This is a genomic window from Halomonas smyrnensis AAD6 (assembly GCF_000265245.1).
Lineage (GTDB): Bacteria > Pseudomonadota > Gammaproteobacteria > Pseudomonadales > Halomonadaceae > Halomonas > Halomonas smyrnensis.
This window is the reverse complement of sequence record NZ_AJKS02000020.1, coordinates 1-22,892: the sequence shown is the minus strand read 5'-3', so window position 1 is coordinate 22,892 and position 22,892 is coordinate 1. Positions and strand designations below refer to the sequence as shown.

Genomic DNA, 22,892 nt, shown 5'->3' with positions numbered 1-22,892 from the left:
CATGGCTCGTTATATTGGACCGAAGTGCAAACTGTCTCGTCGTGAAGGCACCGACCTCTTCCTGAAGAGCGGTGTCACTCCCTTCGAGAAAAAGTGCAAATCCGAGCAGATCCCGGGTGTGCACGGCCAGCGTCGTCAGCGGATTTCCGACTACGGCTTGCAGCTTCGCGAGAAGCAGAAAGTACGCCGCATGTACGGCGTGCTCGAGAAGCAGTTCCGCAACTACTACAAGGAAGCGGCCCGTCTGAAGGGCGCGACCGGTGAGCTGTTGCTGCAGCTTCTCGAATCCCGACTGGACAACGTCGTCTACCGCATGGGCTACGGCGCCACTCGCTCCGAGGCCCGCCAGCTGGTGAGCCACAAGGCGATCGCCGTCAACGGCAAGACCGTCAACGTGGCGTCCTACCAGGTCAAGCCGGGTGACGTGGTCTCCGTCCGCGAAAAGGCCAAGAACCAGGCGCGTATCCAGAACGCCCTGAGCATCGCCGCCAACCGTGGCGATGTCGCCTGGGTCGAGGTCGATGCCAAGAAGATGGAAGGCACTTTCAAGGCTCTGCCTGAACGCGGTGACCTGTCTGCCGACATCAATGAGCAACTGATCGTCGAGCTGTACTCGAAGTAAGCGGCGATCGCCGCGCCGCCCTCCCCGCGGGGTGGGCGGCCTTCAGTACCGAGTATCCGTTTGGCAGCCTGAAAGGTATTCATCATGCAGCGTTCAGTGACAGAGTTTCTCCGTCCTCGCGACATCAAGGTCGAAGAGATCAACGCGCACCACGCAAAGATCGTGCTCGAGCCCTTCGAGCGTGGCTTCGGCCACACTCTGGGCAACGCTCTGCGTCGTATCCTGCTCTCGTCCATGCCCGGCTGTGCCGTGGTGGAAGCCGAGATCGCCGGTGTCGACCACGAGTACAGCGCGATCGAGGGCGTTCAGGAAGATGTCATCGAAATCCTCCTGAACCTCAAGGACGTGGCGATCAAGATGCACAGCCGCGACGAGGCGGTGCTCTCGCTGAACAAGCAGGGCCCGGCCATCGTGACCGCGGGTGACATCGCCCTCGACCACGACGTCGAGATCGTCAACCCCGAGCACGTCATCGCGCACGTCAACGAAGGCGCCGAGCTGAAGATGCAGCTCAAGGTGGCCCGCGGCCGCGGCTATGAGCCGGCGGACGTTCGTGGCGACGCCGACGACGAGTCTCGCGCCATCGGCCGCCTGCAGCTGGATGCGACCTTCAGCCCCGTGCGTCGGGTTTCCTATAACGTCGAGGCCGCGCGTGTCGAACAGCGCACCGACCTCGACAAGCTGATTCTCAATCTGGAAACCGACGGCACCCTGGATCCGGAAGAGGCGATCCGTCGCAGCGCGACTATCCTGCAAGAGCAGCTGGCCGCGTTCGTCGACCTGGAAGCCGACAAGGAACAGGAAGTGGAAGAGGAAGAGGATCACATCGATCCGATCCTGCTGCGCCCCGTAGACGATCTCGAGTTGACCGTCCGCAGCGCCAACTGCCTGAAGGCCGAGAACATCTACTACATCGGGGACCTGATCCAGCGCACCGAGGTGGAGCTGCTGAAGACCCCGAATCTCGGCAAGAAGTCCCTGAACGAAATCAAGGACGTGTTGGCCGCCCGTGGTCTGTCCCTGGGTATGCGGCTGGAAAATTGGCCGCCCGCTAGCCTGAAGGACGACAAGGCCTCCGCGTGAGCGTCGACTCGAGTCCCAGTTTGGTAAGGAATCACAACCATGCGTCATCGTAAGAGTGGTCGTCACCTGAATCGCACCAGCTCGCACCGCCAGGCCATGTTCCAGAACATGAGCGTGTCGCTGGTCGAGCACGAGGTGATCAAGACAACCCTGCCCAAGGCCAAAGAGCTGCGTCGTCACATCGAGCCGCTCATCACTCTGGCCAAGCAGGACAGCGTCGCCAACCGTCGTCTGGCCTTCAGCCGCACTCGCTCCAAGGAAGCGGTCGGCAAGCTCTTCAACGAGCTGGGTCCGCGTTACGCCAATCGCCCGGGCGGTTACGTCCGTGTGCTGAAGTGCGGTTTCCGCACCGGCGACAACGCCCCCATGGCCTACGTCGAACTGGTCGACCGTCCGGTCGTTGAGGAAGCCGCCGAGGATTGATCCTCGCGCGCGACCTCAAGGTCCGACACGAAACCGGCTCCCCAAGGAGCCGGTTTTTTTATGTCGTGATTTTGGGCCGTGAGGCCGACGACGGATCAGAAGCGATAGCTGTAGGCCACCACCGGCCCCTCGTAGATCACCTCGTCGAGGAAGTCGCTGTCGTCGAGCCGCCACTTCATGTAGCGATAGCCTGCGGTGACGCTGCTGGCTCCCCAGGCGTATTCGGCGGCGGTGAAGGCTTGCAGGCTGATCTCGGTGCTGCCGGTGCCGACGTCGACGATGAAGGGCGTGGACCAGCGGGGCGTGAAGCTGTAGTGCCCGCGCAGGCCGAAGGTAGCGTCGGTCAGGTTATCCTCGGTCTCGAAGCGTCGGGCACCCTCGTCGGTTTCCACGGTCAGGTCGGTCTCGAAGCGGGTGTGGCGGATGCCGCCGGTGCCGTAGACGGACCAGTTGGCGTCGCGGTACCACTCATGGCCGACGAAGGCGTGAGCCATGGTCGTCCTGGTGGTGAAGTCCAGCGCCGCCTCGATGGAGCCCGGTCCGTCGGGCTCCTCGCTTTCCACCGGCACGTCGACGTCGCCGTCCTTGCCGATATCGGCGTAGAGGCCGTCGAAGCCGTAGAGCCAGGGGCCGCGGCGATGCACTAGGGTGCCCATCAGGCCGAACTCCAGGTTTTCCATGACCGTCTGGCGGCTGGTCTCGAGACGCGTGCCGCCCTTCAGCGTCTGGTCGACGTCGGTGCCCCACAGGTAGAGCGAGGCCGTGGTCTCGTCGGCCTGGGCCTGAGGCGCCGCCAGGGCCAGGCATAGCGCTGCGCCACTGAGCAGGCGTGAGGTGGTCGGAGCGGACGTGCGGGGAATGGCGAGGGGCATGAGCGGTCTCCAGGAACGGAAGGGCGGGCAATGGCCGTCTCTGGAAAAGCTAGCAGATTCTGTCCCGTTCGCCGCCGGTCATCCTGAGCGGCGGCGAACGGTGGGGTCAGGCGGGGGTGGTATCCCGCGAGGTGGCCGCCGCCCGCTCCAGCAGCGGCTGGAGGAAACGCCCGGTGTGGGAGGTCTCCTCACGGGCGACCTGCTCCGGCGTGCCCTCGGCGATGATCCGCCCGCCGCCGGAGCCGCCTTCGGGGCCGAGGTCGATCAGCCAGTCGGCGGTCTTGATCACGTCCAGGTTATGCTCGATCACCACGATGGTGTTGCCGTGGTCGCGCAGGCGGTGGAGCACGGTCAAGAGCTGGCGGATGTCCTCGAAGTGCAGGCCGGTGGTGGGCTCGTCGAGGATGTAGAGCGTCTTGCCGGTGTCGCGCTTGGCCAGCTCCCGGGCCAGCTTGACGCGCTGCGCCTCGCCGCCGGACAGCGTGGTGGCGCTCTGGCCCAGGCGGATGTAGGACAGTCCCACGTCCATCAGCGTCTGCAGGCGGCGGGCGATGGCCGGGACCGGGCTGAAGAACTCGAGCGCCTCCTCGACGGTCATCTCCAGCACCTCGTGGATGCTCTTGCCCTTGTACTGCACCTCGAGGGTCTCGCGGTTGTAGCGCTTGCCCTTGCACACGTCGCAGGGCACGTAGATGTCCGGCAGGAAGTGCATCTCCACCTTGATCATGCCCTCGCCCTGGCAGGCCTCGCAGCGCCCGCCCTTGACGTTGAACGAGAAGCGGCCGGGCTTGTAGCCGCGGGAGCGCGCCTCCTGGGTGCCGGCGAAGAGTTCGCGGATCGGGGTGAAGATGCCGGTGTAGGTGGCCGGATTGGAGCGCGGCGTGCGGCCGATCGGGCTCTGGTCGATGTCGATCACCTTGTCCAGGTGCTCGAGGCCCTCGATGCGGTCGTGGGCGGCCGGGCTCAGCGCCGTGGCGCGGTTGAGCTCGCGGGCGGCGATCGGCATCAGCGTGGAGTTGATCAGCGTCGACTTGCCGGAGCCGGAGACCCCGGTCACGCACACGAACAGTCCCAGCGGCAGGTTCAGCGTCACGTCCTGCAGGTTGTTGCCCCGGGCGCCGTGCAGTACCACCTGCTTCTCGGGGTTGCCCGGGATGCGCCAGGGCGGCACCTCGATGCGCTTCTCGCCGGACAGGTACTGCCCGGTCAGCGAGTCCGGCGTGGCCATGACCTGCTCGGGCGTGCCCTCGGCCACCACCCGGCCGCCGTGGACGCCGGCGCCGGGGCCGATGTCGAGCACGTGGTCGGCGGCGCGGATGGCGTCCTCGTCGTGCTCGACCACGATCACGGTGTTGCCCAGGTCGCGCAGGTGCTCGAGGGTGTGCAGCAGGCGGTCGTTGTCGCGCTGGTGCAGGCCGATGGAGGGCTCGTCGAGGATGTACATCACCCCGACCAGGCCGGCGCCGATCTGGCTGGCCAGGCGGATGCGCTGGGCCTCGCCGCCGGACAGGGTCTCGGCGCTGCGCTCGAGGTTAAGGTAGTCGAGCCCGACGTTGACCAGGAATTCGAGGCGCGCGCGGATCTCGTTGAGGATCTTCTCGGCGATCTCGCCCTTGCGCCCCGGCAGCGACAGGGCCTGGAAGTAGGACAGCCCCTCGCCGATCGGCAGGCGCACCACGTCGGGCAGGGTCTGGTCGTCGATGTAGACGTGGCGCGACTCCTTGCGCAGCCGCGAGCCGTGGCAGGTCGGGCAGGGCTGCACGGCGATGTGGCGAGCCAGCTCCTCGCGCACCGAGCTCGACTCGGTCTCGCGGTAGCGGCGCTGCATGTTGGGCAGCACGCCCTCGAAGGGGTGCTCGCGGGTGACCTTGCGGCCGCGGTCGTTGACGTAGTGGAAGGCGATTTCGTCGCTGCCGCTGCCGTGCAGGATGACCTCGCGCTCGTGGCGGGCGAGGTCCTGCCAGGGCGTCTCCAGGGTGAAGCGGTAGTGGTCCGCCACCGCCTGCAGCTGGTTGAAGTAGTAGACGCTGCGCCGGTCCCAGCCCTTGATCACACCCTCGGCCAGCGACAGCTCGGGATGGCTGATCAGCTTGTCGGGGTCGAAGTACTGCTGCACGCCCAGGCCGTCGCAGCTCGAGCAGGCGCCGGCCGGGTTGTTGAACGAGAACATCCGCGGCTCGAGCTCGGAGATCGAGTAGCCGCAGACCGGGCAGGCGAAGCGCGAGGAGAAGGCGATGTCGTCGCGCTCGCCGTCCATGAAGTGGATCAGCGCGGTGCCGTCGGCCAGCCCCAGGGCGGTCTCGAAGGACTCGGCCAGGCGCTGCTCCAGGCCCTCGCGGACCTTGATGCGGTCCACCACCACGCTGATGTCGTGCTTCTTGTTCTTGTCGAGCGGGGCGATGTCGTCGAGCTCGAGCACCTGGCCGTCGACCATGGCGCGCACGAAGCCCTGGGCACGCAGTTCGGCCAGCAGCTGCAGGTGCTCGCCCTTGCGGCCGCTGACCACCGGGGCCAGCAGCATCAGCTTGCTGCCCTCGGGCAGTGCCGTCACCTGGTCGACCATCTGCGAGATGGTCTGGGCCTCGAGATCCTCGCCGTGTTCGGGGCAGCGCGGCGTGCCGGCGCGGGCAAACAGCAGGCGCAGGTAGTCGTAGATCTCGGTGATGGTGCCCACGGTGGAGCGCGGGTTGTGGGAGGTCGACTTCTGCTCGATGGAGATCGCCGGCGACAGGCCCTCGATGTGGTCGACGTCGGGCTTCTCCATCATCGACAGGAACTGCCGGGCGTAGGTGGAGAGCGACTCCACGTAGCGCCGCTGGCCCTCGGCATAGAGGGTGTCGAAGGCCAGCGACGACTTGCCGGAGCCCGACAGCCCGGTGACCACGATCAGCTTGTCCCGGGGCAGCTCGACGTCGATCTGCTTGAGGTTGTGGGTGCGAGCACCCCTGACCAGAATCCTGTCCATTCCTACCTCGCGGGCCACGGCAAAAGATCGATTATACGGGCCCGGCCGGGAGTGCGGCAAAGTCGCTCGGGGAGGCGGCGTTTCGTGTGCCGGAGCGACGCGGTAGAATACGCGGTCCATCATCTCCGGGGCCCCGCGCCCTCCCTCTGGAAGCACTGGAATCGCTATGTCCAAGGCCAGCTTGCTGTTAGCCGCCGAGCGGCGGGCCATCGTCGGCCTGGCCGGGCTCTATGCCACGCGCATGCTCGGCCTGTTCATGGTGCTGCCCGTCCTGGCGCTGAAGGCCGAGGAGCTGATCGGCGCCACGCCGCTGCTGGTCGGGTTCGCACTCGGCATCTACGGCCTCACCCAGGCCGTGCTGCAGATCCCCTTCGGCCTGCTCTCCGACCGCATCGGGCGCAAGCCGGTGATCGCCGGCGGGCTGCTGCTGTTCCTGGTCGGCAGCGTGGTGGCGGCCCAGGCCGACAGCATCGCCGGCATCATCCTGGGCCGCTGCCTGCAGGGCAGCGGCGCCGTGGCCGCCGCCATCATGGCGCTGCTGGCGGACCAGACCCGCGAGCAGGTGCGCACCGCCGCCATGGCCACCATCGGGCTGTCGATCGGCGTCGCCTTCGCCGTGGCCATGGTGCTGGGGCCGCTGGTGTCGGCGCACTTCGGCCTTTCCGGCGTGTTCTGGTTCACCGCCGCCCTGGCCGTGCTGGGGCTCGGCGTGCTGTGGAAGCTGGTGCCCCGGGCGCCGCAGCGGCGCGGGCACCAGGACGTGGGCGTCGACCGGGACCAGCTCAAGGGGCTGGTCGGGCGTCTCGACCTGTGGCGCCTCAACGCCTCCATCTTCGGCCTGCACCTGGTGCTGATGGCGATCTTCGTCGCCGTGCCGTTTCGGCTGGTCGACGCCGGCATCGCCGAGCCCCATCACGGCCTGGTATACCTCGGCGTGATGGGGCTGTCCTTCGTGGCCATGGTGCCGCTGGTGATCGTGGCCGAGAAGCGGCGCAAGATGAAGCTGATGTGCCTGGGGGCCATCGCCGTCATCGTCGCCAGCCTGCTGGGCCTGGGCCTCGAGGGGCACGGCCTGATGCCGCTGATCGGCTGGCTGTTCGCCTTCTTCACGGCGTTCAACCTGCTCGAGGCGACGCTGCCGTCGATGATCAGCAAGCTCGCCCCGGCCGGCGCCAAGGGCACCGCCATGGGGCTGTATTCCACCAGCCAGTTCCTGGGCGCCTTCCTCGGCGGCGTGCTGGGCGGCTTCCTGTCGCAGCATTTTGGCCTGACGGCGGTGTTCCTCGGGGTGGCCGTGATCGGCCTGGCCTGGTTCGTGTTCATGCTCGGCATGACGCCGCCGCGGCATCTCTCCAGTGAGGTGGTGGCGCTGGCCGAGCAGCAGCAGGACGATGCCCTAGACGCCCTGATGGCCCGCTTCGCCGCCGTGGCCGGCGTCGAGGACGTGCTGGTGGTGCCCGAGGAGCGGCTGGCCTATCTCAAGGTCGACCGCGAGCGGCTGGACACCGAGGCCCTGTCGCGGCTGACCGGGTCGCGTTGACCGGGTCGCGCCGCGCGAGCCTCGGCGATCGCCGCTCCGCCGGCGGCGTCGAGGCGGGAACTCGCGTATAGTATCGGGATCGGTCTTTCACGCGCGGGTGCGGCCGGCGCGTCAATCTACCTACATGCATTCGAGCGTTCCGGGAGGCCGGGGCTCTTCGCCCGGGCCTCGCCCGGCGGTCCGCCTTCCGACAGAATCAAGGAGTCAACCATGGCCCGTGGCGTCAACAAGGTCATTCTCATCGGCAACCTCGGACAGGATCCCGAGGTGCGCTTCACCCCGTCCGGCACCGCCGTGGCCAACCTCAACCTCGCCACCACCGATACGTGGATGGATCGCCAGAGCGGCCAGCGTCAGGAACGCACCGAGTGGCACCGGGTGGTGATGTTCAACAAGACCGCCGAGATCGCCCAGCAGTACCTGCGCAAGGGCAGCAAGGTCTACGTCGAGGGCCGCCTGCAGACGCGCAAGTGGCAGGACCAGAACGGCCAGGACAAGTATTCCACCGAGATCGTCGCCAACGACATGCAGATGCTGGATTCGCGCGGCGGCGAGATGGGTGGCGGCCAGCCGGGCGGATTCGGCGGCGGTCAGCCGCGTCAGCAGGGCGGCAACTACGGCCAGCCCCAGGGCGGTCAGCCGCAGCAGGGCGGCGGCTTCGGCGGCCCGCAGCAGGGCGGCAACTATGGTCAGCCCCCGGGCGGCCAGCCCCAGCAGGGCGGCGGCTTCGGCGGTCAGCAGCAGGGCGGCCAGCGCCCCGCGCCCCAGCCGGCACCCAACCAGGGCGGCGGCCAGCAGCAGGGCGGCAACTTCGGCGCCCCGGATCCGGGCAGCTTCGACGACTTCGACGACGAGATCCCGTTCTGAGGCGAGCCTCGGCGCGTTCCCCGTGCGGCTTCACGACGCCCTGCCTCGGCAGGGCGTCGTCGTTTCTGCGTTGTCGTTTCTGCGTTGTCGTGTCTGCGTTGGTGCCGCGCGTTGACTCAGGGCAACTCGCCCCCGGCGAGACCCGCTATGTTGGGAAGAGGTGCCGACAGGAGTCCTTCCCATGACACGATCTTTACCGGGACGCCGGAGCCGGACCGCCGCATGGCTGGCCCTGGCGATGCTGGTGTGGCTGGCGGGCTGCAGCCCCCTGCCGCCGCTCGAGGGGCGCAGCGAGACGCAGCAGCTGCCGGTGGCGCAGGCCAGAGAGACGTCGCTGGGCGAGATGGTGTCGCCGCTGGTGGCGCAGCATGACGGCATCAACGGCTTCCACGCGCTGCGCAACGCCCGGGATGCCTTCGCGGCCCGGCTGCTGTTGGCCCAGTCGGCGGAGCAGACCCTCGACGTGCAGTACTACATCTGGCACGACGACATCACCGGCTCGCTGCTGCACCGGGCGATGCTGGACGCGGCCGATCGCGGCGTCCGGGTGCGCATGCTGCTGGACGACACCAACACCGCCGGGCTGGACGACACGCTAGCCGCGCTCGATGCGCACCCCAATATCGAGGTGCGGCTGTTCAATCCCTTCGTGATCCGCTCGCCGCGCTTCGTGGGCTACCTCACCGATTTCTCCCGCGCCAACCGGCGCATGCACAACAAGTCCTTCACCGCGGACAATCAGGCCACCATCATCGGCGGCCGCAACATCGGCGACGAGTACTTCGGCGCGGCGATGGACGTGGCCTTCTCGGATCTGGACGTGCTGGCCATCGGGCCGGTGGTGCAGGACGTCTCGGGCGACTTCGACCGCTACTGGTCGAGCCGCTCCTCCTACCCGGCCAGCCGGCTGATCGACTCGGTGGGCCGCGAGGGCACCGCGCGGCTCAAGACACAGGTCGACGCGCTGGTCGGCGAATCCGAGGCCCAGGAGTATCTGAGCGCGCTGGAGGAGGAGCCGCTGATCCAGCGCCTGCGCGAGCGTCGACTGCCGCTGGTCTGGGCCGAGGCGAGGATGGTCAGCGACGATCCGGCCAAGGGGCTGGGCGAGGCCGAGGCCGACGAGCTGCTGACCGGACGCATCCGCGGCCTGCTGGGGCCACCGGAAGACGAGGTCTATCTGGTCTCGCCCTATTTCGTGCCGGTGGACAAGGGCACTCGGCTGTTCACCCGGCTGGAGGAGAACGGCGTCGATGTCACCATCCTCACCAACGCCCTGGAGGCCACCGACGTGGGCGCGGTGCATGCCGGCTACGCCAAGCATCGCCGCGAGCTGCTGGAGGCCGGGGTGAGGCTGTTCGAGCTCAAGCGACAGCCCGGTGCGCCGGGGCGCAGCGAGGCGGCGGGGCCCTTCGGCAGCAAGGGGGCCAGCCTGCACGCCAAGACCTTCGCCGTGGACGAGCAGCGGCTGTTCGTCGGCTCCTTCAACTTCGATCCGCGCTCCGCGGAGCTGAACACCGAGCTCGGCTTCGTCATCGAGAGCCCCGAGCTGGCGCGGGAGATGACCGTGTTCTTCCGCGACGACGTTCCCGGCAACGCCTATGAGGTGCGCCTCGACGAGAACGATGACCTGGTATGGCTGGAGCGCACCGATGAGGGCACGGTGCGTCACGACAGCGAGCCCAACGTGGGGCTGCTGCGGCGCGGCTGGGTGCAGTTCATCTCGGTGCTGCCCATCGACTGGCTGCTGTGACGGGGCTCGGCGCTCGACGCGAGCCGCCGAGCGAATCGAACGACGGGGTCGGGCCATGTCCGGCCCCGTTTTCGTCTGTGCGTGCGCGTTCTCCCGCGGTGGCCGGCGGCACGGTCGGCGCTGCCATGACGGCGGGCGGTAATGGTATAGTGGCGCGATTGCTGACGTGAGGGGCGTCCTGTTTCAGGATGCCCCTCACGTCATGGTTCCCAAGATTGTCGCCGTCTGGTGAGTCGTGGTCGCTGCGATCCCGACGCCCAGCCCCGAGGAGTCATCGTGAAGCTGCTGATCCTGGACGCCGGACACTGTCTGAGCCTCGCCATGGCGCGCGAGGCCAATCGTCGCACCGACGTGGAGCTGGTCATCGAGCCCGGCCTGTCGTTGTCGCGGGAGCGGCTCGACGAGGTGCGCCCCGATGCGCTGCTGATTCCGCCGCTGTCGCGCCCGATCACCGATGCGCCGGCCGCCGTGACCGCCCATGCCGAGGCCGTGGAGGCCTGCGTGACCGCCTGCCGCGAGCGGGAGGTGCCGCTGGTGTGGTGCGTGTCCGACCAGCTCTACGAGGAGGGGTACGAGGAGCCCATCGACGAGCATGTGGTGCCCGCGCCCCGCGACGAGGGGCTGCGGCGCCTGGTCGCCACCGGCGAGCGCATCCGCGCCGAGCTGCCGAGGCACCTGATCGTGCGCCTGGGGCCGCTGTTCGCCCTGGATGGCAGCCATGCCTGGCTCGGCGAGCTGCTTGATACCCTGGTCAGCGGCAACGACCTGCGCGCCGAGGACGACGTGATCTTCTGCCCCACGTCCGCCGACTCGGTGTCCATGGCGCTGATCGGCATGCTCCAGCAGCAGGGCTGCGGCGCCGCTGCCTGGGGCAGCTACCATCTGGCCGGCACCGAGCCGGTCAGCGCCTACACCTTCGTGTCGATGGTGCGCACCCAGCTGGTCACCCGCCTCGAGGGGCGCGGCGAGACGGTCGCGCTGGGCGGCGTCAAGGCGCTCAGCCACCACCACGACCAGCCGCTGCGCCGGGTGCTGAACTGCCGGCGGGTGCTCGACGTCTTCGGCGTCCACCAGAAGCCCTGGCGGCTCGAGGTGGGGCGCATGCTCGACATCTGGTGCCTGGCGCGCGACGACGATGCCCGCCCCGTCGAGGAGACCCGCGAGACATGAGCGTGATCCGCAGCATCATCTTCTATATCGGTTACTTCATCGCCATGCTGGTGTGCGGGGTGCTGTTCCTGCCGCCGGCACCGCTGCTGCCGCTGCGTTCGCGCTATCGCCTGCTCAACCTCTACAACCACTTCATCATCGCCTGGTTCCGGCTGGTCTGCGGGGTGCGCTACGAGATCCGCGGGCTCGAGCGGCTGCCCGATGGCCCCTGCGTGCTGCTGTCCAACCACCAGTGCGAATGGGAGACCGTCTATCTGCAGCTGCTCAAGCCGCCGGTGTGCACGGTGCTCAAGAAGGAGCTGCTCAGCATTCCGATCTTCGGCTGGGGGCTCAGGCTGCTGCATCCCATCGCCCTGGACCGCTCCAAGCCGGCCCGGGCCATGAAGCAGGTGCTGATCCAGGGCAAGACGCGCCTCGAGGAAGGGCTCTCGGTGCTGATCTTCCCCGAGGGCACCCGGGTCGAGCCGGGCAAGCGTCGCCGCTACAACAAGAGCGGGGCGGTGATCGCCTGCCGCGCCGGCAAGCCGGTGGTGCCGGTGGCGCACAATGCCGGCGAGCGCTGGCCGGGGCGTCACTGGGTCAAGCATCCCGGGCGCCTGACGCTGGTGGTGGGCGAGCCGATCGAGACCGTCGGCCGCAGCCCGGAAGAGGTGCTGGCCGAGACCGAGGCCTGGATCGAGGCGCAGCTGGCCGAGATCTCCGAGGTGCCGCGCCCCCGCGACGAGAACGTCGAGGCCGGCCCCCGGGAGACGGCGGCAAGCTGAGCCGACTCGCCGCCGGCGCCACCCGCGCCGCGAGACACAAAAAAGAGAGGCGCCCCGCGGGGCGCCTCTCTTCATTTTTATCGCCGCGGCCTGAACCAGCGCCGCGGCGATGATCGCGCGTCAGTCGCGATACTTCTCCAGCACCAGGCAGGCGTTGGTGCCGCCGAAGCCGAAGCTGTTGGACAGCACGCGCTCGACCTTGGCCTCGCGGCGCTCGGTGACGATGTCGAAGCCGTCGGCCTGCTCGTCGAGGTTCTCGACGTTGGCGGAGGCGGCGATGAAGTCGTTCTCCATCATCAGCAGCGAGTAGATCGCCTCCTGCACGCCGGTGGCGCCCAGCGAGTGGCCGGTCAGCGACTTGGTCGAGCTCATCGCCGGCGTGGAGTCGCCGAACACCTCGCGCACCGCCTTCAGCTCGGCGACGTCGCCGACCGGGGTGGAGGTACCGTGGGTGTTGATGTAGTCGATGTCGCCGTCGACCGTGGCCATGGCCTGGCGCATGCAGCGCACCGCGCCCTCGCCGGACGGGGCGACCATGTCGACGCCGTCGGAGGTGGCGCCGTAGCCGACCAGCTCGGCGTAGATCTTGGCGCCGCGGGCCTTGGCGTGCTCCAGCTCCTCGAGCACCAGCATGCCGCCGCCGCCGGCGATGACGAAGCCGTCGCGGGCCTGGTCATAGGGGCGGGAGGCCTGCTCGGGCGTCTCGTTGTAGTGGGTCGAGAGCGCGCCCATGGCGTCGAACAGGCAGGACAGCGTCCAGTGCTCCTCCTCGCCGCCGCCGGCGAAGACCACGTCCTGCTTGCCCAGCTGGATCTGCTCCATGGCGCTGCCGATGCAGTGCGCGGAGGTGGCGCAGGCGGAGGAGATGGAGTAGTTCACGCCCTTGATCTTGAACGGCGTGGCCAGGCAGGCGGACACGGTGCTGCCCATGGTGCGGGTGACCCGATAGGGCCCCACGCGGCGCAGGCCCTTCTGGCGCATCACGTCGGCGGCCTCGACCTGGTTGGCGCTGGAGGCGCCGCCGGAGCCGGCGATCAGGCCGGTACGCACGTTGGAGACCTGCTCCGGGGTCAGGCCGGAGTCCTCGACCGCCTGGGCCATGCTGACATAGGCATAGGCCGCGGCGTCGCCCATGAAGCGGCGCAGCTTGCGGTCGACCAGGGCGTCGAGGTCGATATCGACGACGCCCGCCACCTGGCTGCGGAAGCCGAGCTCGGCGTATTCATCCTTGAAGCGAATGCCTGAGCGCCCGGTGCGCAGGGCGTCGAGAACCTGTGTTGCGTCGTTGCCCAGGCAGGACACGATGCCCAGGCCGGTGACTACCACTCGTCGCATGGGAGCCTCCTGATCAGAAATTCGCGGTGGAGGTGAACAGGCCGACCCGCAGGTCGTTGGCCTGATAGATGTCGCGGCCGTCGACGGACACGGTGCCGTCGGCGATGCCCAGAATCAGGCGCCGGGTGATGATGCGCTTGATGTTGATGCGGTAGGTCACCTTCTCGGCATCCGGCAGGATCTGACCGCTGAACTTGACCTCGCCGCAGCCCAGGGCGCGCCCGCGGCCCGGGTGACCCAGCCAGCCGAGATAGAAGCCGACCAGCTGCCACATGGCGTCGAGGCCCAGGCAGCCCGGCATGACCGGATCGCCGGGGAAGTGGCAGTCGAAGAACCACAGGTCCGGGCGGATATCCAGCTCGGCGATCAGTTCGCCCTTGCCGTGTTCGCCACCCTCTTCATGGATGTGCGCGATGCGGTCGAGCATCAGCATGTTGGGTGCCGGCAGTTGGGCGTTGCCGGGGCCGAACAGCTCGCCACGGCTGCATGCCAGCAGTGCTTCGCGATCAAAGGAATGTTGCTTGGTCACTGAATCGTTCCGAGTGTCGAGATGGTGGTATGCCGTATCGAAACGGCATGGGCCGCCCTGGCGGCCACGCCTAGTCTACTGTTCGTGTCTCGCGAATGCACGCCGGCCGGGGTGCCGGAGGGTCATCGCCGTCGTCCGGGGTACCGTTATGTTCGCATCGGCCGATATGGTGACGATATGGCCCGCTCACAAGAGGGGCAAACATTCATGTCGAAGAGTCGAGAGCGAAGCCATGTGGCCCGTGCTTTCCCTGAATCGCCCGTCGGTTGGATGCGCTGCCCGCCATGGCCCGGGGGCTGGCGCTGGAGGTGGTGGCCGAAGGCGAGGAGCCCCGCCCTGGCGCGAACGGTCCTCAGCCGAAGCAAGCGAGGTCGCCGCGTCGGCCGAGTCGATGGCATAGCCACAGGCACAGCGCCGCCCAGCACAGCGCCTCGACGGCCAGCAGCCAGGGGGCGAGGGTGACGCCGGCGAGCCGGGCGCCGGCATAGTAGGACAGCGGCCCGCTGGTCGCGCCGCCGGCCGCCGCCAGCCAGGGGTGGCGCCACAGCCAGGCCAGGGAATGGTGCAGCAGGGTGGCGAACAGCGGCCACAGTAGCCACAGCCACGGTGGCAGCGGGCCGAGCAGGAGGGTCTCCGGCGGGAAGCGAAAGCCCCCGGCCAGCGCCAGGCCGCCGTCGATGGCGAGCCCCAGCCCCGCGAAACCCGCCAGCCAGCGCCATTCCCCCGGCCGCGCCTGCCAGCGCAGATGCGCCGCGATCACCCCGCCCGCCACGACGAGCCCCGCGAGGCTGCCGCCCATCACGCAGGCCAGCCAGCCCAGCTGGAACCCGGCCAGGTTGGCCAGCGCCCGCCAGACCCCTCGCTTCACACCGCCCCCGAGAGCGGCGCCGGCCGCGCGCCGGGCTTGGCCAGCAGCAGCTGGCTGGTGCCGATGGTGCGCTCCAGGAAGCCGCCTTCGCAGTAGCACAGGTAATAGCGCCACATGCGGATGAAGCGCTCGTCGTAGCCGAGCCGGCGCACGGTCTCCAGGTTGGCCTCGAAGCGGTGGCGCCACTCGCGCAGGGTGCGCGCATAGTGCTGGCCGATCTCGTCCAGGCCCACCAGGTTCAGCGAGGTGTGGCGGGTCAGGCCGTCGAGGATGACGCGGTGGGAGGGCAGGAAGCCGCCGGGGAAGATGTAGCGCTTGATGAAGTCCATCTCGCGCTTGGCGGTCTCGTAGCGCTGATCGCGGATGGTGATGGCCTGCAGCATGGCCATGCCGTCGTCGGTCAGCAGCCGGTCGAGGGTGGTCAGGTAGGTCTCCAGATACTGGTGGCCGACCGCCTCGATCATCTCCACCGAGATCAGCCGGTCGAAGCGGCCCTCCAGTTCGCGGTAGTCGCGCTTGAGCAGGGTGACGCGGTCCTCGAGCCCCTCCTCGGCCAGCCGCCGGGCGGTGTGGGCATACTGCTCGTCGGAGATGGTGGTGGTGGTGACCCGGCAGCCGCGGGTGCGGGCGGCGTGGATGGCCAGCCCGCCCCAGCCGGTGCCGATCTCCAGCAGATGGTGATGCGGACGCACGTCGAGGCGCTCGAGCATCAGGTCGAGCTTGTGGGTCGAGGCCTCCTCGAGGCTGGCGCCGGCGCGGGGGAAGACGGCGCTGGAGTACATCCAGTGGCGGCGGTCGAGGAAGGTCGCGAACAGGTCGTTGCCGATGTCGTAGTGGGCGGCGATGTTGCGCCGCGAGCCGCTCAGGCTGTTGCGCTGCAGCCGGTAGAGCGCGCCGAGCAGCCAGCGGCCGGCGCCGGCCAGGCCGCCCTCCATCTCGCCGTTGACCCGTTCCAGGTTGGCGGCGAACAGCCGCACCAGCGCCACCGGGTCGTCGGCGTCCCAGTCACCGTCCATGTAGGCCTCGCCGGCGCCCACGGTGCCGCCCAGCGCCATGCGCCGCCAGGCCCGCGAGTCGCGCACCACCAGGGTCACCGAGAGCGGGCCGCCGCGGCCCAGGCGGTGGCGCTGATGGCCCTCGATCAGGGTGATCTCGCCGCCTTCCAGACGATCCAGCTGGGGCAGCAGGCGAGCCTTGAGCCAGCGCGTCAGGCGGTCGCCCTCGGCCGGCAGTGGACGGGCGTTGGCGGTGCGTGTATTCACGGCGAACTCTCCTGATGGCGGGGATGGTCGTGGACGGGGACGCGCTTGAGCCACAGGCGCAGGGCCTCGAAATGGATGCCGGCGAGGGTCTTCAGCGCCATCGCCGGATGGCGGGCCAGGGTGGCCAGCAGCACGCCGCGGGTCGCCGGGCGGGCCTCCAGGCTCAGGCTGGCGTCGAAGTGGCGCTCGTCGCCGCGCCAGGTCTCCATGTTCAGGTTCAGGCGTTCGCCGGGGCTGTCGAAGCGCCAGCGGTAGCGCATGTCCATGGGGTTGAACGGCGAGACGTGCATGGCCTTGTCGAACTCGGCGCGATGGCCGTGGCGCCGCGGCTCGACCCGGCAGGCATAGGTGGTGCGCTCGCCCCAGGGGGTGTTGCTGACCTCGCCGAGCAGCGCGCGCAGCTCGCCGCGGGCGTCGTAGGCGTAGTACAGCGACACCGGATTGAAGCCCAGGCCCAGGGTGCGCAGCTGGGTGAGCAGGCAGATGCGGCCGTCCGGGGCGTCGCCCAGCAGCCGCGTCAGCTCGGCGCGCACGGCGTCCTTGAGCGGCCGGTCGTGGGGCGCCAGGTAGTCCTCGCGGCGAAAGCGCGCCAGGGCCGGGCGCCGGGCGCTGAAGCCGGGCACGCCGTCGAACAGCTCCGGCAGCTCGTCGAGGTCGAGCCAGGCCATCCACAGCCGGTAGCGGAAGGCGTGGGCATGGGGCAGGAAGCGACGATGACGCAGCCAGCCGCGGTAGATGCGCGAGCGCGGGGCCTGGATCATGCCGGCACCTCCGTGGCCGCCCGGGCCCCGGCCGGCGCGTCGGGGTCGCAGCCCAGCGCCCGGGCGACCCGCAGCGCGCTCCACACGCCGTCCTCGTGGAAGCCGTTGCGCCAGTAGGCGCCGCAGAAGTGGGTGCGCCGGCCCGGCCCCGAGATCTCGGCGTGGCGGGCCTGGGCGTTCATGCCGGCGAGGCTGAACTGCGGATGGGCGTAGGTGTAGCGCCCGAGCACCCTGGCCGGGTCGATGCTGTCGCCGTCGTTGAGGGTCACGCAGAAGGTGTGCGGCGCCTCGAGGCGCTGCAGGATGTTCATGTCGTAGGTCACCGAGACCCGGGCGTCATCGCCGCGGCCGTCGAGCCGGTAGTTCCAGCTCGCCCAGGCGCGCCGGCGGCGGGGCAGCAGGCGAGTGTCGGTGTGCAGCACCACCTCGTTGTCGTGGTAGGGCAGGGCGCCGAGGATCTGGCGCTCGGCGGGGCTGGCGTCGTCGAGCATCGCCAGCGCCTGGTCGGCGTGGCAGGCCAGCACCACCTGGTCGAAGCGCTCCTCGCCGGCGTCGCTGCGGACGCGGACTCCGTCGGCCTCGCGGCGCAGGCCGCGCACCGGGGTGGCCAGCCGGATGCGCTCGGCGTAGGGCGCGGTCAGCGCCGGAATGTAGGCCCGCGAGCCGCCGACCAGGGTGTACCACTGGGGGCGCTCGTTGACCGACAGCAGGCCGTGATGATGGAAGAAGCGCACGAAGAAGCGGGCCGGGAAGGCGCGCAGCTGGCCGATGCTGGCCGACCAGATCGCCGCGCCCATGGGCAGCAGGTAGTGGCGCTGGAAGCCCTCGCCGTAGCCGCCGGCGTCCAGGTAGTCGCCCAGGGTCAGGTCCGCCGGCAGGCGGTCGTCGACCATCGCCTGGGTGGCCTCGCGGTTGAAGCGCAGGATGTCGCGCAGCAGGCCATGGAAGCTCGGCCGCAGCAGGTTCGACCACTGGGCGAACAGCCGCGGCAGGCTGTGGCCGTTGTACTCGAAGTCGCGGGCCGTCTCGTGCACCGAGAAGCTCATCTCGGTGGGCTGGCTCTCCACGCCGAGGGTCGCGAGCAGACGCCGGAAGTGGGGATAGGTCCAGTCATTGAAGACGATGAAGCCGGTGTCGATGGCGTAGTGGCGGCCCTCGAGCTCGACGTCCATGGTCGCGGTGTGGCCGCCGAGGCGGGTGTCGGCCTCGAACAGCGTGACCTCGTGGCGGCGGGACAGATACCAGCTGGCGGCCATGCCGGCGATGCCGCTGCCGATCACCGCGATGCGCTGGCGGCCCTGGGGAGAGGCGGGAGTGGCGAGCGACGTCATGACGAGGCCTCCGTGTCGGCGCCGCGGGCCAGGCGCCGCCCGAGGCGGAAGCGCAGCCCCGGCGGCAGGATGCCCAGCAGCTTGAGCGGCAGGGTGAAGCGGCGCGGGAAGTGGACGTCGAGGCGATGGGCCTCGAGGCCCTTGAGGATCGCCTCGGCGGCCTGATCGACGCCGACCCGCATCGGCATCGGGAAGTCGTTGCGATCGGTCAGCGGCGTCTTCACGAAGCCGGGATGAATGAGGCTGACGTCGATCTCTTCGCCGGCCAGATCGAGGCGCAGCGATTCCAGGAAGTGACTGAGCGCGGCCTTGGAGGCGCCGTAGGCCTCGGCGCGGGGCAGCGGCAGATAGGCCGAGGCGCTGGAGGTGGCGGCCAGCAGCGGCCGGCCACCCCGGGCCCTGGCCCGGCGCAGCAGCGGCAGCGCCGCTTCCACGCCGTGCAGGGCACCGAAGAAATTGGTGGCGAAGACCCGCTCGATCAGCGCGGCGTCGAAGGTGCCGGCCTCGAGATATTCGCAGGTGCCGGCGTTGAGGATCGCCAGGTCGAGGTGGCCGAAGCGGGCGGCGATGCGATCGCCGGCGGCCAGCACGGCAGCCCGGTCGTTGACGTCCAGCGGCAGCAGCAGGGCGTTGTCGCGCTCGCCGGCCAGTTCCTGCAGGGCGTCCGAGCGGCGGGCGCTGAGGGCGACCCGATGGCCCTGGTCGAGCAGCCGTGTCGCCAGCGCCCGGCCGATGCCGGATGTCGCGCCGGTCAGCCAGATGCAGCGGGGCGTGTGAGGTGCCGTCATGTCGTCTCCTCGCGTCCTGCTATGTCTCTTGTTAGGGATACGCGGGTCACGGCCTCTGGGTTTCAGCCGTAGGGCTCGAGGGGCTGGCCCCTCAGCCTCCCGCGCGGCGCTTGAGCCAGCGGATCACCGTGCCCAGCAGCGGCAGTCGCTCATATAGTAGTTCGCCGGCGTCGAAGTAGTCCCGGTGCTCACTCACCCGCCCCGATCCGTCGTCGGCGAAGACCAGCCGCGAGGCGCCCTCCACCGTGATGTCCCTGCCGCCCGCCAGCCGCCGATGGGCCAGGTGCATCGTCCAGGTCACGAAGGCGATGTCGCCGTGACGCTGACGCTCGTGAAAGGTGAAGCGACACGCCGTTACGTTCTCGTACAGGGCGGCGAAGTAGGCTTCCAGGGCCGGCAGGCCGTCGATGCGATGCAGCGGGTCGGTGAATGCAATGTCTTGAGTATATATCTTGTACAGATTTTTTGTACAGGAATTGTCTAGCTTGTTGTAGAAGGCGCAGAAGGCCTCCAGGTCCGGATCGGGTGACATGACGGCCTCCTGGGCGAGGGAAGGTGGAGAAGTGGGGACGGGGCGTGATCGGGGGAACAGGAACCGGGAGACGCGGCCGGGAAGACGCGCCCGCCTCAGGACGCGGGCAGGTTCTTGAACGCGTCCAGCGCCCGGGCGCGGGCGGCCTTGTGGTCGACGATGGGCGGCGGATAGTCGACGCCGCTCAGCAGGTCGTTGCCCGGGGCGTGACGGGCCTTGGGCGACAGCTCGGCGAGCTCCGGCAGCCATTCGGCGAGGAAGCGGCCTTCCGGGTCGAAGCGCTGGGACTGGGTGGTGGGGTTGAAGATGCGGAAGTAGGGCGCGGCGTCGGTGCCGGTGGAGGCCGCCCATTGCCAGCCGCCGTTGTTGGCGCCGAACTCGCCGTCGACCAGGTGGCGCAGGAAGAAGGCCTCGCCGCGGCGCCAGTCGATCAGCAGATGCTTGGACAGGAACATGGCGGTGACCATGCGCAGCCGGTTGTGCATCCAGCCGGTGGCGACGAGCTGGCGCATGGCGGCATCGACGATGGGGTAGCCGGTGCGCCCCTCGCACCAGGCCCGGAAGCCGGCCTCGTCGTCGCGCCACGGCAGCGCCTCGGTGTGACGCTGGAAGGCACGGTGGCGGCACACCCGCGGGAAGCCGGCGGCGATGTGCTGGTAGAACTCGCGCCAGATCAGCTCGCCGACCCAGGCCGTGAGGCCGGCGTCACCGTCGGCCAGGGCGCCATCGTTCTCGGCCATCACCGCCTGCATGCACTGGCGATGGGAGATCATGCCCAGCGCCAGGTAGGGCGAGAGCTCGCTGGTGCCGCGGATCGCCGGGAAGTCGCGCTGATCGTCGTAGTGGCGGCCGCGAAAGCGCAGGAAGCGCTCCAGGCGGTCCCCGGCCGGGCCCTCGCCGGCGGGCCACAGGCGGCCGTCGATCGGGGCGTCCTCGAGTTCGGGCAGCTCGGGAATCGGGTCGGGGGCGACGGGCAGGCTGGCCTGGGGCTCGGGCGCGTCGTGCAGCGCCAGCCGCTCGGCGGTGATCGCCTTGTGCCAGGCCTTGGCGAAGGGCGTGAAGACGCCGTAGACGTCGCCCTTGCCGGTCAAGAGCTCGCCCGGGGCGAAGGCCACGGCGTCGCGATGGCCGTGGGCGGCCAGGCCGGCGTCCTCGAAGGCCTCGATCACCGCGGCGTCGCGGCGCGCCTCGTCCAGCGGATACTCGCGGTTGAAGTGCAGGGCCTCGGCGCCGAGCTCCCGGGCCAGGTCGAGCAGCATCGCCGGGGCCTCGTCGAAGCGCTCGATGTCGCGATGCAGCAGCGGAATGTTGAGCCCGGCCAGCGACTCCGACAGCGCGGCGACGCCGCGTCGGGTGAAGTCGAGCTTGTTGGCGCCGTGGCCATGCTGCTGCCACTGGGGCAGGCAGCGCAGGAAGACGCCGATCACCGGGCCACGGCGGGCCGCGGCGGCCAGGGCGGTGTTGTCGTGGATGCGCAGGTCGCTGCGGAACCAGACCAGGGTCGGGGACATCGGCGCCTCCGTTCAGGCGGCTTGGGTCAGGGATTTCAGACGCGTCATGGCGTGGCTCAGGTCGTCGCCGAGCAGCTCCACGCCGGAGGCGTCGAGGTCGGCCGCGCGGATGCGCGCCACCGGCCCGCACAGCGCCACCGGCACCTCGAGCTGCTCGGCCAGGCGCGGCAGCTGGCGGCGGATCAGGTCGGCGCGCTCGGCGCGTCCGCTGGCCAGCAGCAGGGCGGTGGCATGGAAGCGCTCCACGGCCAGCGTCAGCTCCTGGGGCGGCAGCGCGGCGTCGAGCCACTGCACGCGATAGCCGCGATCGGCGGCGGCCAGGGCGGCCAGCAGCCCCCACATCGGGCCGTCGTCGGGCAGCGGAACGATCAGCAGCGTGGCCTCGCCGGCCTGGGCGTTGGCGTGATACAGCCGGGTGCCGATGCGGGTGCGCAGGAAGGCTTCCAGGGTGCGGCGCTGGAGGTCGGCGCCCAGGCGATCGTCCCAGCGCTCCTCCAGCTCGCGCAGCACCGGCTGCCACAGCTCGTCGAGGCAGGTGGCCACCGGATAGAGCGCTAGCGCCTGATTGAACAGCGCTTCCAGGCGTTCGAGGTCCAGCGCCTCGACGGCGGCCAGCAGCTGGCGGCGCTGGCTGTCCCAGTCGCCGGCCGCGGGCGGCGGCGCCTCCACGGCCTCGGGCTGTTCCAGCAGTTCGCGGACCTGGCTGACGGGGACGCCGCGGTTGAGCCATTGCAGGATGCGTTCGACGCGGGCGATGTCGTCCTTGGCATAGAGTCGGTGGCCCTTGGGGGTGCGCTTGGGCTGGATCAGCCCGTAGCGGCGCTCCCAGGCACGCAGGGTCACGGCATTGACGCCGGTCAGGCGCGAGACTTCGCGGATCGGATAGAGCGGCGCATCGGCCGGATGGTTCGCCTGATCGCTCATGCGGTCTCTGCCTCGGTGAGATCGGTGACGGAAGGGGTGTCGCTTCAACCACCAATTTTGTACAAAAGACGGTCGATGTACAACACGACGATCAGTCGCTCTCGCCCGCTCGTTCGGCGATCACCGCCGCCAGGGCCTCGACGAAGGCCGGATGCTCGCCCACCGGCGGCAGCAGCGTCAGCTGCACCTCGGGGTGCGCCTCGCCGAGGGCCTCGACCTGGCCGGGCACGTCCTTGCGCAGGTGGCGGCCGGCGGCGAAGAACAGTGGCAGGATCTCGGCGCGCTCGACGCCCTCGGCCGCCAGCTCGGCCACGGTGTCCTCCAGCGAGGGGGCGCAGATCTCCATGTAGGCCAGGCGCAGCGGGGTGGAGAGCCGGGCGGAGAGCTGTTCGGCGAGACGCTCGAAGGGCGCGCGCCAGTTGGGGTCGCTGGAGCCGTGGGCCATCAGGATCAGGGCATTGCTCATGTCGGGAAATCTCCAGGGTCGGAAAGGCGATGGCACAGCGCCTCGCCCAGGTGGTGGCCGGACAGCCAGGCGTCCTCGATGCGCCCGCCGCGCCAGCCGTCGCCGCACAGCGCCAGGCCGGTGTCCGTCAGGCGATGGTCATCGCCCGGCGCCACCGCACCGGGCTCGGCATAGCGCCAGCGGTGGGCGCCTCGCGCCTGCACCCCCGGCAGGCCGGTGGTGGGCCGGAGCGTCTCGAGCGCGGCGTTCAGGGCGGCGAGCAGGTCTTCGGCCACGGCATCGGGGGCGTCTTCGAGCCGGCGTTCGCTCCAGTCGAGGTCGGCCAGCAGGGTGATGAGCTCGGGCGCATCCTCGCGGCCGGGCTTGGTGCGGTGGCGGACCACGCGCTTCAACGGGCCCTCGTCGAACTGCAGCAGCGGCCAGCCGGCCTCGGCGCCGGGCAGCGCGAGCGGCGCCTCGAGGCGGGCCCAGGCCGCCCAGCAGGCGCGCTGGGGCAGCTGTCGGCATTCGCTCGCGAGCCCCGGCGCAT

Annotated in this window: 22 protein-coding genes; 8 read left to right on the top strand and 14 right to left on the bottom strand. The window is 69.5% G+C overall.

What is annotated here, in order from left to right; genetic code table 11:
• Position 1 precedes the first annotated feature (1 nt).
• The 3 genes from rpsD to rplQ all read left to right on the top strand — a co-directional run bounded on the left by rpsD (position 2) and on the right by rplQ (position 2,128).
• Complete coding sequence (gene rpsD / locus UYS_RS0215290; protein WP_016856398.1) at positions 2-622, top strand: 30S ribosomal protein S4; 621 nt, start codon at positions 2-4, stop codon at positions 620-622.
• A gap of 84 nt (positions 623-706) precedes the next feature.
• On the top strand, positions 707-1,705 hold the full coding sequence (locus UYS_RS0215285) for a DNA-directed RNA polymerase subunit alpha (protein WP_016856397.1): 999 nt from the start codon (positions 707-709) through the stop codon (positions 1,703-1,705).
• Between the two features lie 39 nt (positions 1,706-1,744).
• Entirely contained in the window at positions 1,745-2,128 is a 384-nt protein-coding gene (gene rplQ, locus UYS_RS0215280) for a 50S ribosomal protein L17 (RefSeq protein WP_016856396.1), read from the top strand.
• A 95-nt stretch (positions 2,129-2,223) separates the two neighbouring features.
• Here rplQ and UYS_RS0215275 read toward each other — a convergent pair whose 3' ends face one another.
• A complete protein-coding gene (locus tag UYS_RS0215275; RefSeq protein ID WP_016856395.1) occupies positions 2,224-3,000 on the bottom strand; it encodes a hypothetical protein in 777 nt (258 codons plus the stop codon).
• 106 nt (positions 3,001-3,106) lie between these two features.
• Positions 3,107-5,965 carry an excinuclease ABC subunit UvrA gene (gene uvrA, locus UYS_RS0215270; protein ID WP_016856394.1) on the bottom strand — a complete coding sequence of 953 codons (2,859 nt, stop codon included), beginning with the start codon at positions 5,963-5,965 and terminating at the stop codon, positions 3,107-3,109.
• 166 nt (positions 5,966-6,131) lie between these two features.
• On the opposite strand from uvrA, the gene UYS_RS0215265 reads away from it, so the two are divergent.
• The 5 genes from UYS_RS0215265 (at position 6,132) to UYS_RS0215245 (ending at position 12,056) form a co-directional block, all read left to right on the top strand.
• Entirely contained in the window at positions 6,132-7,505 is a 1,374-nt protein-coding gene (locus tag UYS_RS0215265) for an MFS transporter (RefSeq protein ID WP_016856393.1), read from the top strand.
• Between the two features lie 210 nt (positions 7,506-7,715).
• Entirely contained in the window at positions 7,716-8,372 is a 657-nt protein-coding gene (gene ssb / locus UYS_RS0215260) for a single-stranded DNA-binding protein (protein ID WP_016856392.1), read from the top strand.
• Between the two features lie 181 nt (positions 8,373-8,553).
• Positions 8,554-10,122 carry a phospholipase D family protein gene (locus UYS_RS0215255; RefSeq protein WP_026068602.1) on the top strand — a complete coding sequence of 523 codons (1,569 nt, stop codon included), beginning with the start codon at positions 8,554-8,556 and terminating at the stop codon, positions 10,120-10,122.
• Positions 10,123-10,398: 276 nt separating this feature from the next.
• The gene (locus UYS_RS0215250) at positions 10,399-11,292 is read left to right on the top strand and encodes a sugar nucleotide-binding protein (RefSeq protein ID WP_016856390.1); all 894 of its coding nucleotides are present in this window, start codon (positions 10,399-10,401) and stop codon (positions 11,290-11,292) included.
• Positions 11,289-12,056 (top strand): lysophospholipid acyltransferase family protein, encoded by a 768-nt coding sequence (locus UYS_RS0215245; protein ID WP_016856389.1) that lies wholly within the window; start codon positions 11,289-11,291, stop codon positions 12,054-12,056. Before UYS_RS0215250 ends, UYS_RS0215245 begins: the two co-directional genes overlap by 4 nt.
• 120 nt (positions 12,057-12,176) lie before the next feature.
• Here UYS_RS0215245 and fabB read toward each other — a convergent pair whose 3' ends face one another.
• From fabB to UYS_RS18700, 12 genes are all read right to left on the bottom strand, one after another.
• Positions 12,177-13,391 carry a beta-ketoacyl-ACP synthase I gene (fabB, locus tag UYS_RS0215240; protein WP_016856388.1) on the bottom strand — a complete coding sequence of 405 codons (1,215 nt, stop codon included), beginning with the start codon at positions 13,389-13,391 and terminating at the stop codon, positions 12,177-12,179.
• A gap of 13 nt (positions 13,392-13,404) precedes the next feature.
• Positions 13,405-13,920 carry a 3-hydroxyacyl-[acyl-carrier-protein] dehydratase FabA gene (gene fabA / locus UYS_RS0215235; RefSeq protein ID WP_016856387.1) on the bottom strand — a complete coding sequence of 172 codons (516 nt, stop codon included), beginning with the start codon at positions 13,918-13,920 and terminating at the stop codon, positions 13,405-13,407.
• Positions 13,921-14,272: 352 nt separating this feature from the next.
• Positions 14,273-14,788 (bottom strand): DUF2878 domain-containing protein, encoded by a 516-nt coding sequence (locus UYS_RS0215230; RefSeq protein ID WP_016856386.1) that lies wholly within the window; start codon positions 14,786-14,788, stop codon positions 14,273-14,275.
• Entirely contained in the window at positions 14,785-16,050 is a 1,266-nt protein-coding gene (locus UYS_RS0215225; protein ID WP_016856385.1) for an SAM-dependent methyltransferase, read from the bottom strand. Before UYS_RS0215225 ends, UYS_RS0215230 begins: the two co-directional genes overlap by 4 nt.
• A complete protein-coding gene (locus UYS_RS0215220; protein WP_016856384.1) occupies positions 16,047-16,811 on the bottom strand; it encodes a DUF1365 domain-containing protein in 765 nt (254 codons plus the stop codon). Before UYS_RS0215220 ends, UYS_RS0215225 begins: the two co-directional genes overlap by 4 nt.
• Positions 16,808-18,142: an NAD(P)/FAD-dependent oxidoreductase gene (locus UYS_RS17575; protein WP_016856383.1), complete on the bottom strand. Its 1,335-nt coding sequence runs from the start codon at positions 18,140-18,142 to the stop codon at positions 16,808-16,810. The genes UYS_RS0215220 and UYS_RS17575 overlap by 4 nt, the downstream gene beginning before the upstream one ends.
• On the bottom strand, positions 18,139-18,930 hold the full coding sequence (locus tag UYS_RS0215210) for an SDR family NAD(P)-dependent oxidoreductase (protein ID WP_016856382.1): 792 nt from the start codon (positions 18,928-18,930) through the stop codon (positions 18,139-18,141). Before UYS_RS0215210 ends, UYS_RS17575 begins: the two co-directional genes overlap by 4 nt.
• Positions 18,931-19,021: 91 nt before the next feature.
• A complete protein-coding gene (locus UYS_RS0215205) occupies positions 19,022-19,462 on the bottom strand; it encodes a nuclear transport factor 2 family protein (protein WP_016856381.1) in 441 nt (146 codons plus the stop codon).
• Between the two features lie 95 nt (positions 19,463-19,557).
• Complete coding sequence (gene phrB / locus UYS_RS0215200) at positions 19,558-20,973, bottom strand: deoxyribodipyrimidine photo-lyase (RefSeq protein WP_016856380.1); 1,416 nt, start codon at positions 20,971-20,973, stop codon at positions 19,558-19,560.
• 12 nt (positions 20,974-20,985) lie between these two features.
• On the bottom strand, positions 20,986-21,897 hold the full coding sequence (locus tag UYS_RS0215195; RefSeq protein WP_016856379.1) for a MerR family transcriptional regulator: 912 nt from the start codon (positions 21,895-21,897) through the stop codon (positions 20,986-20,988).
• A gap of 91 nt (positions 21,898-21,988) precedes the next feature.
• A complete protein-coding gene (locus UYS_RS0215190; protein ID WP_016856378.1) occupies positions 21,989-22,363 on the bottom strand; it encodes a sirohydrochlorin chelatase in 375 nt (124 codons plus the stop codon).
• Positions 22,360-22,892, bottom strand: a 533-nt coding sequence (locus UYS_RS18700) for a hypothetical protein (protein WP_016856377.1), incomplete at its 5' end; no start/stop codon positions are given. The genes UYS_RS0215190 and UYS_RS18700, both read right to left, overlap by 4 nt.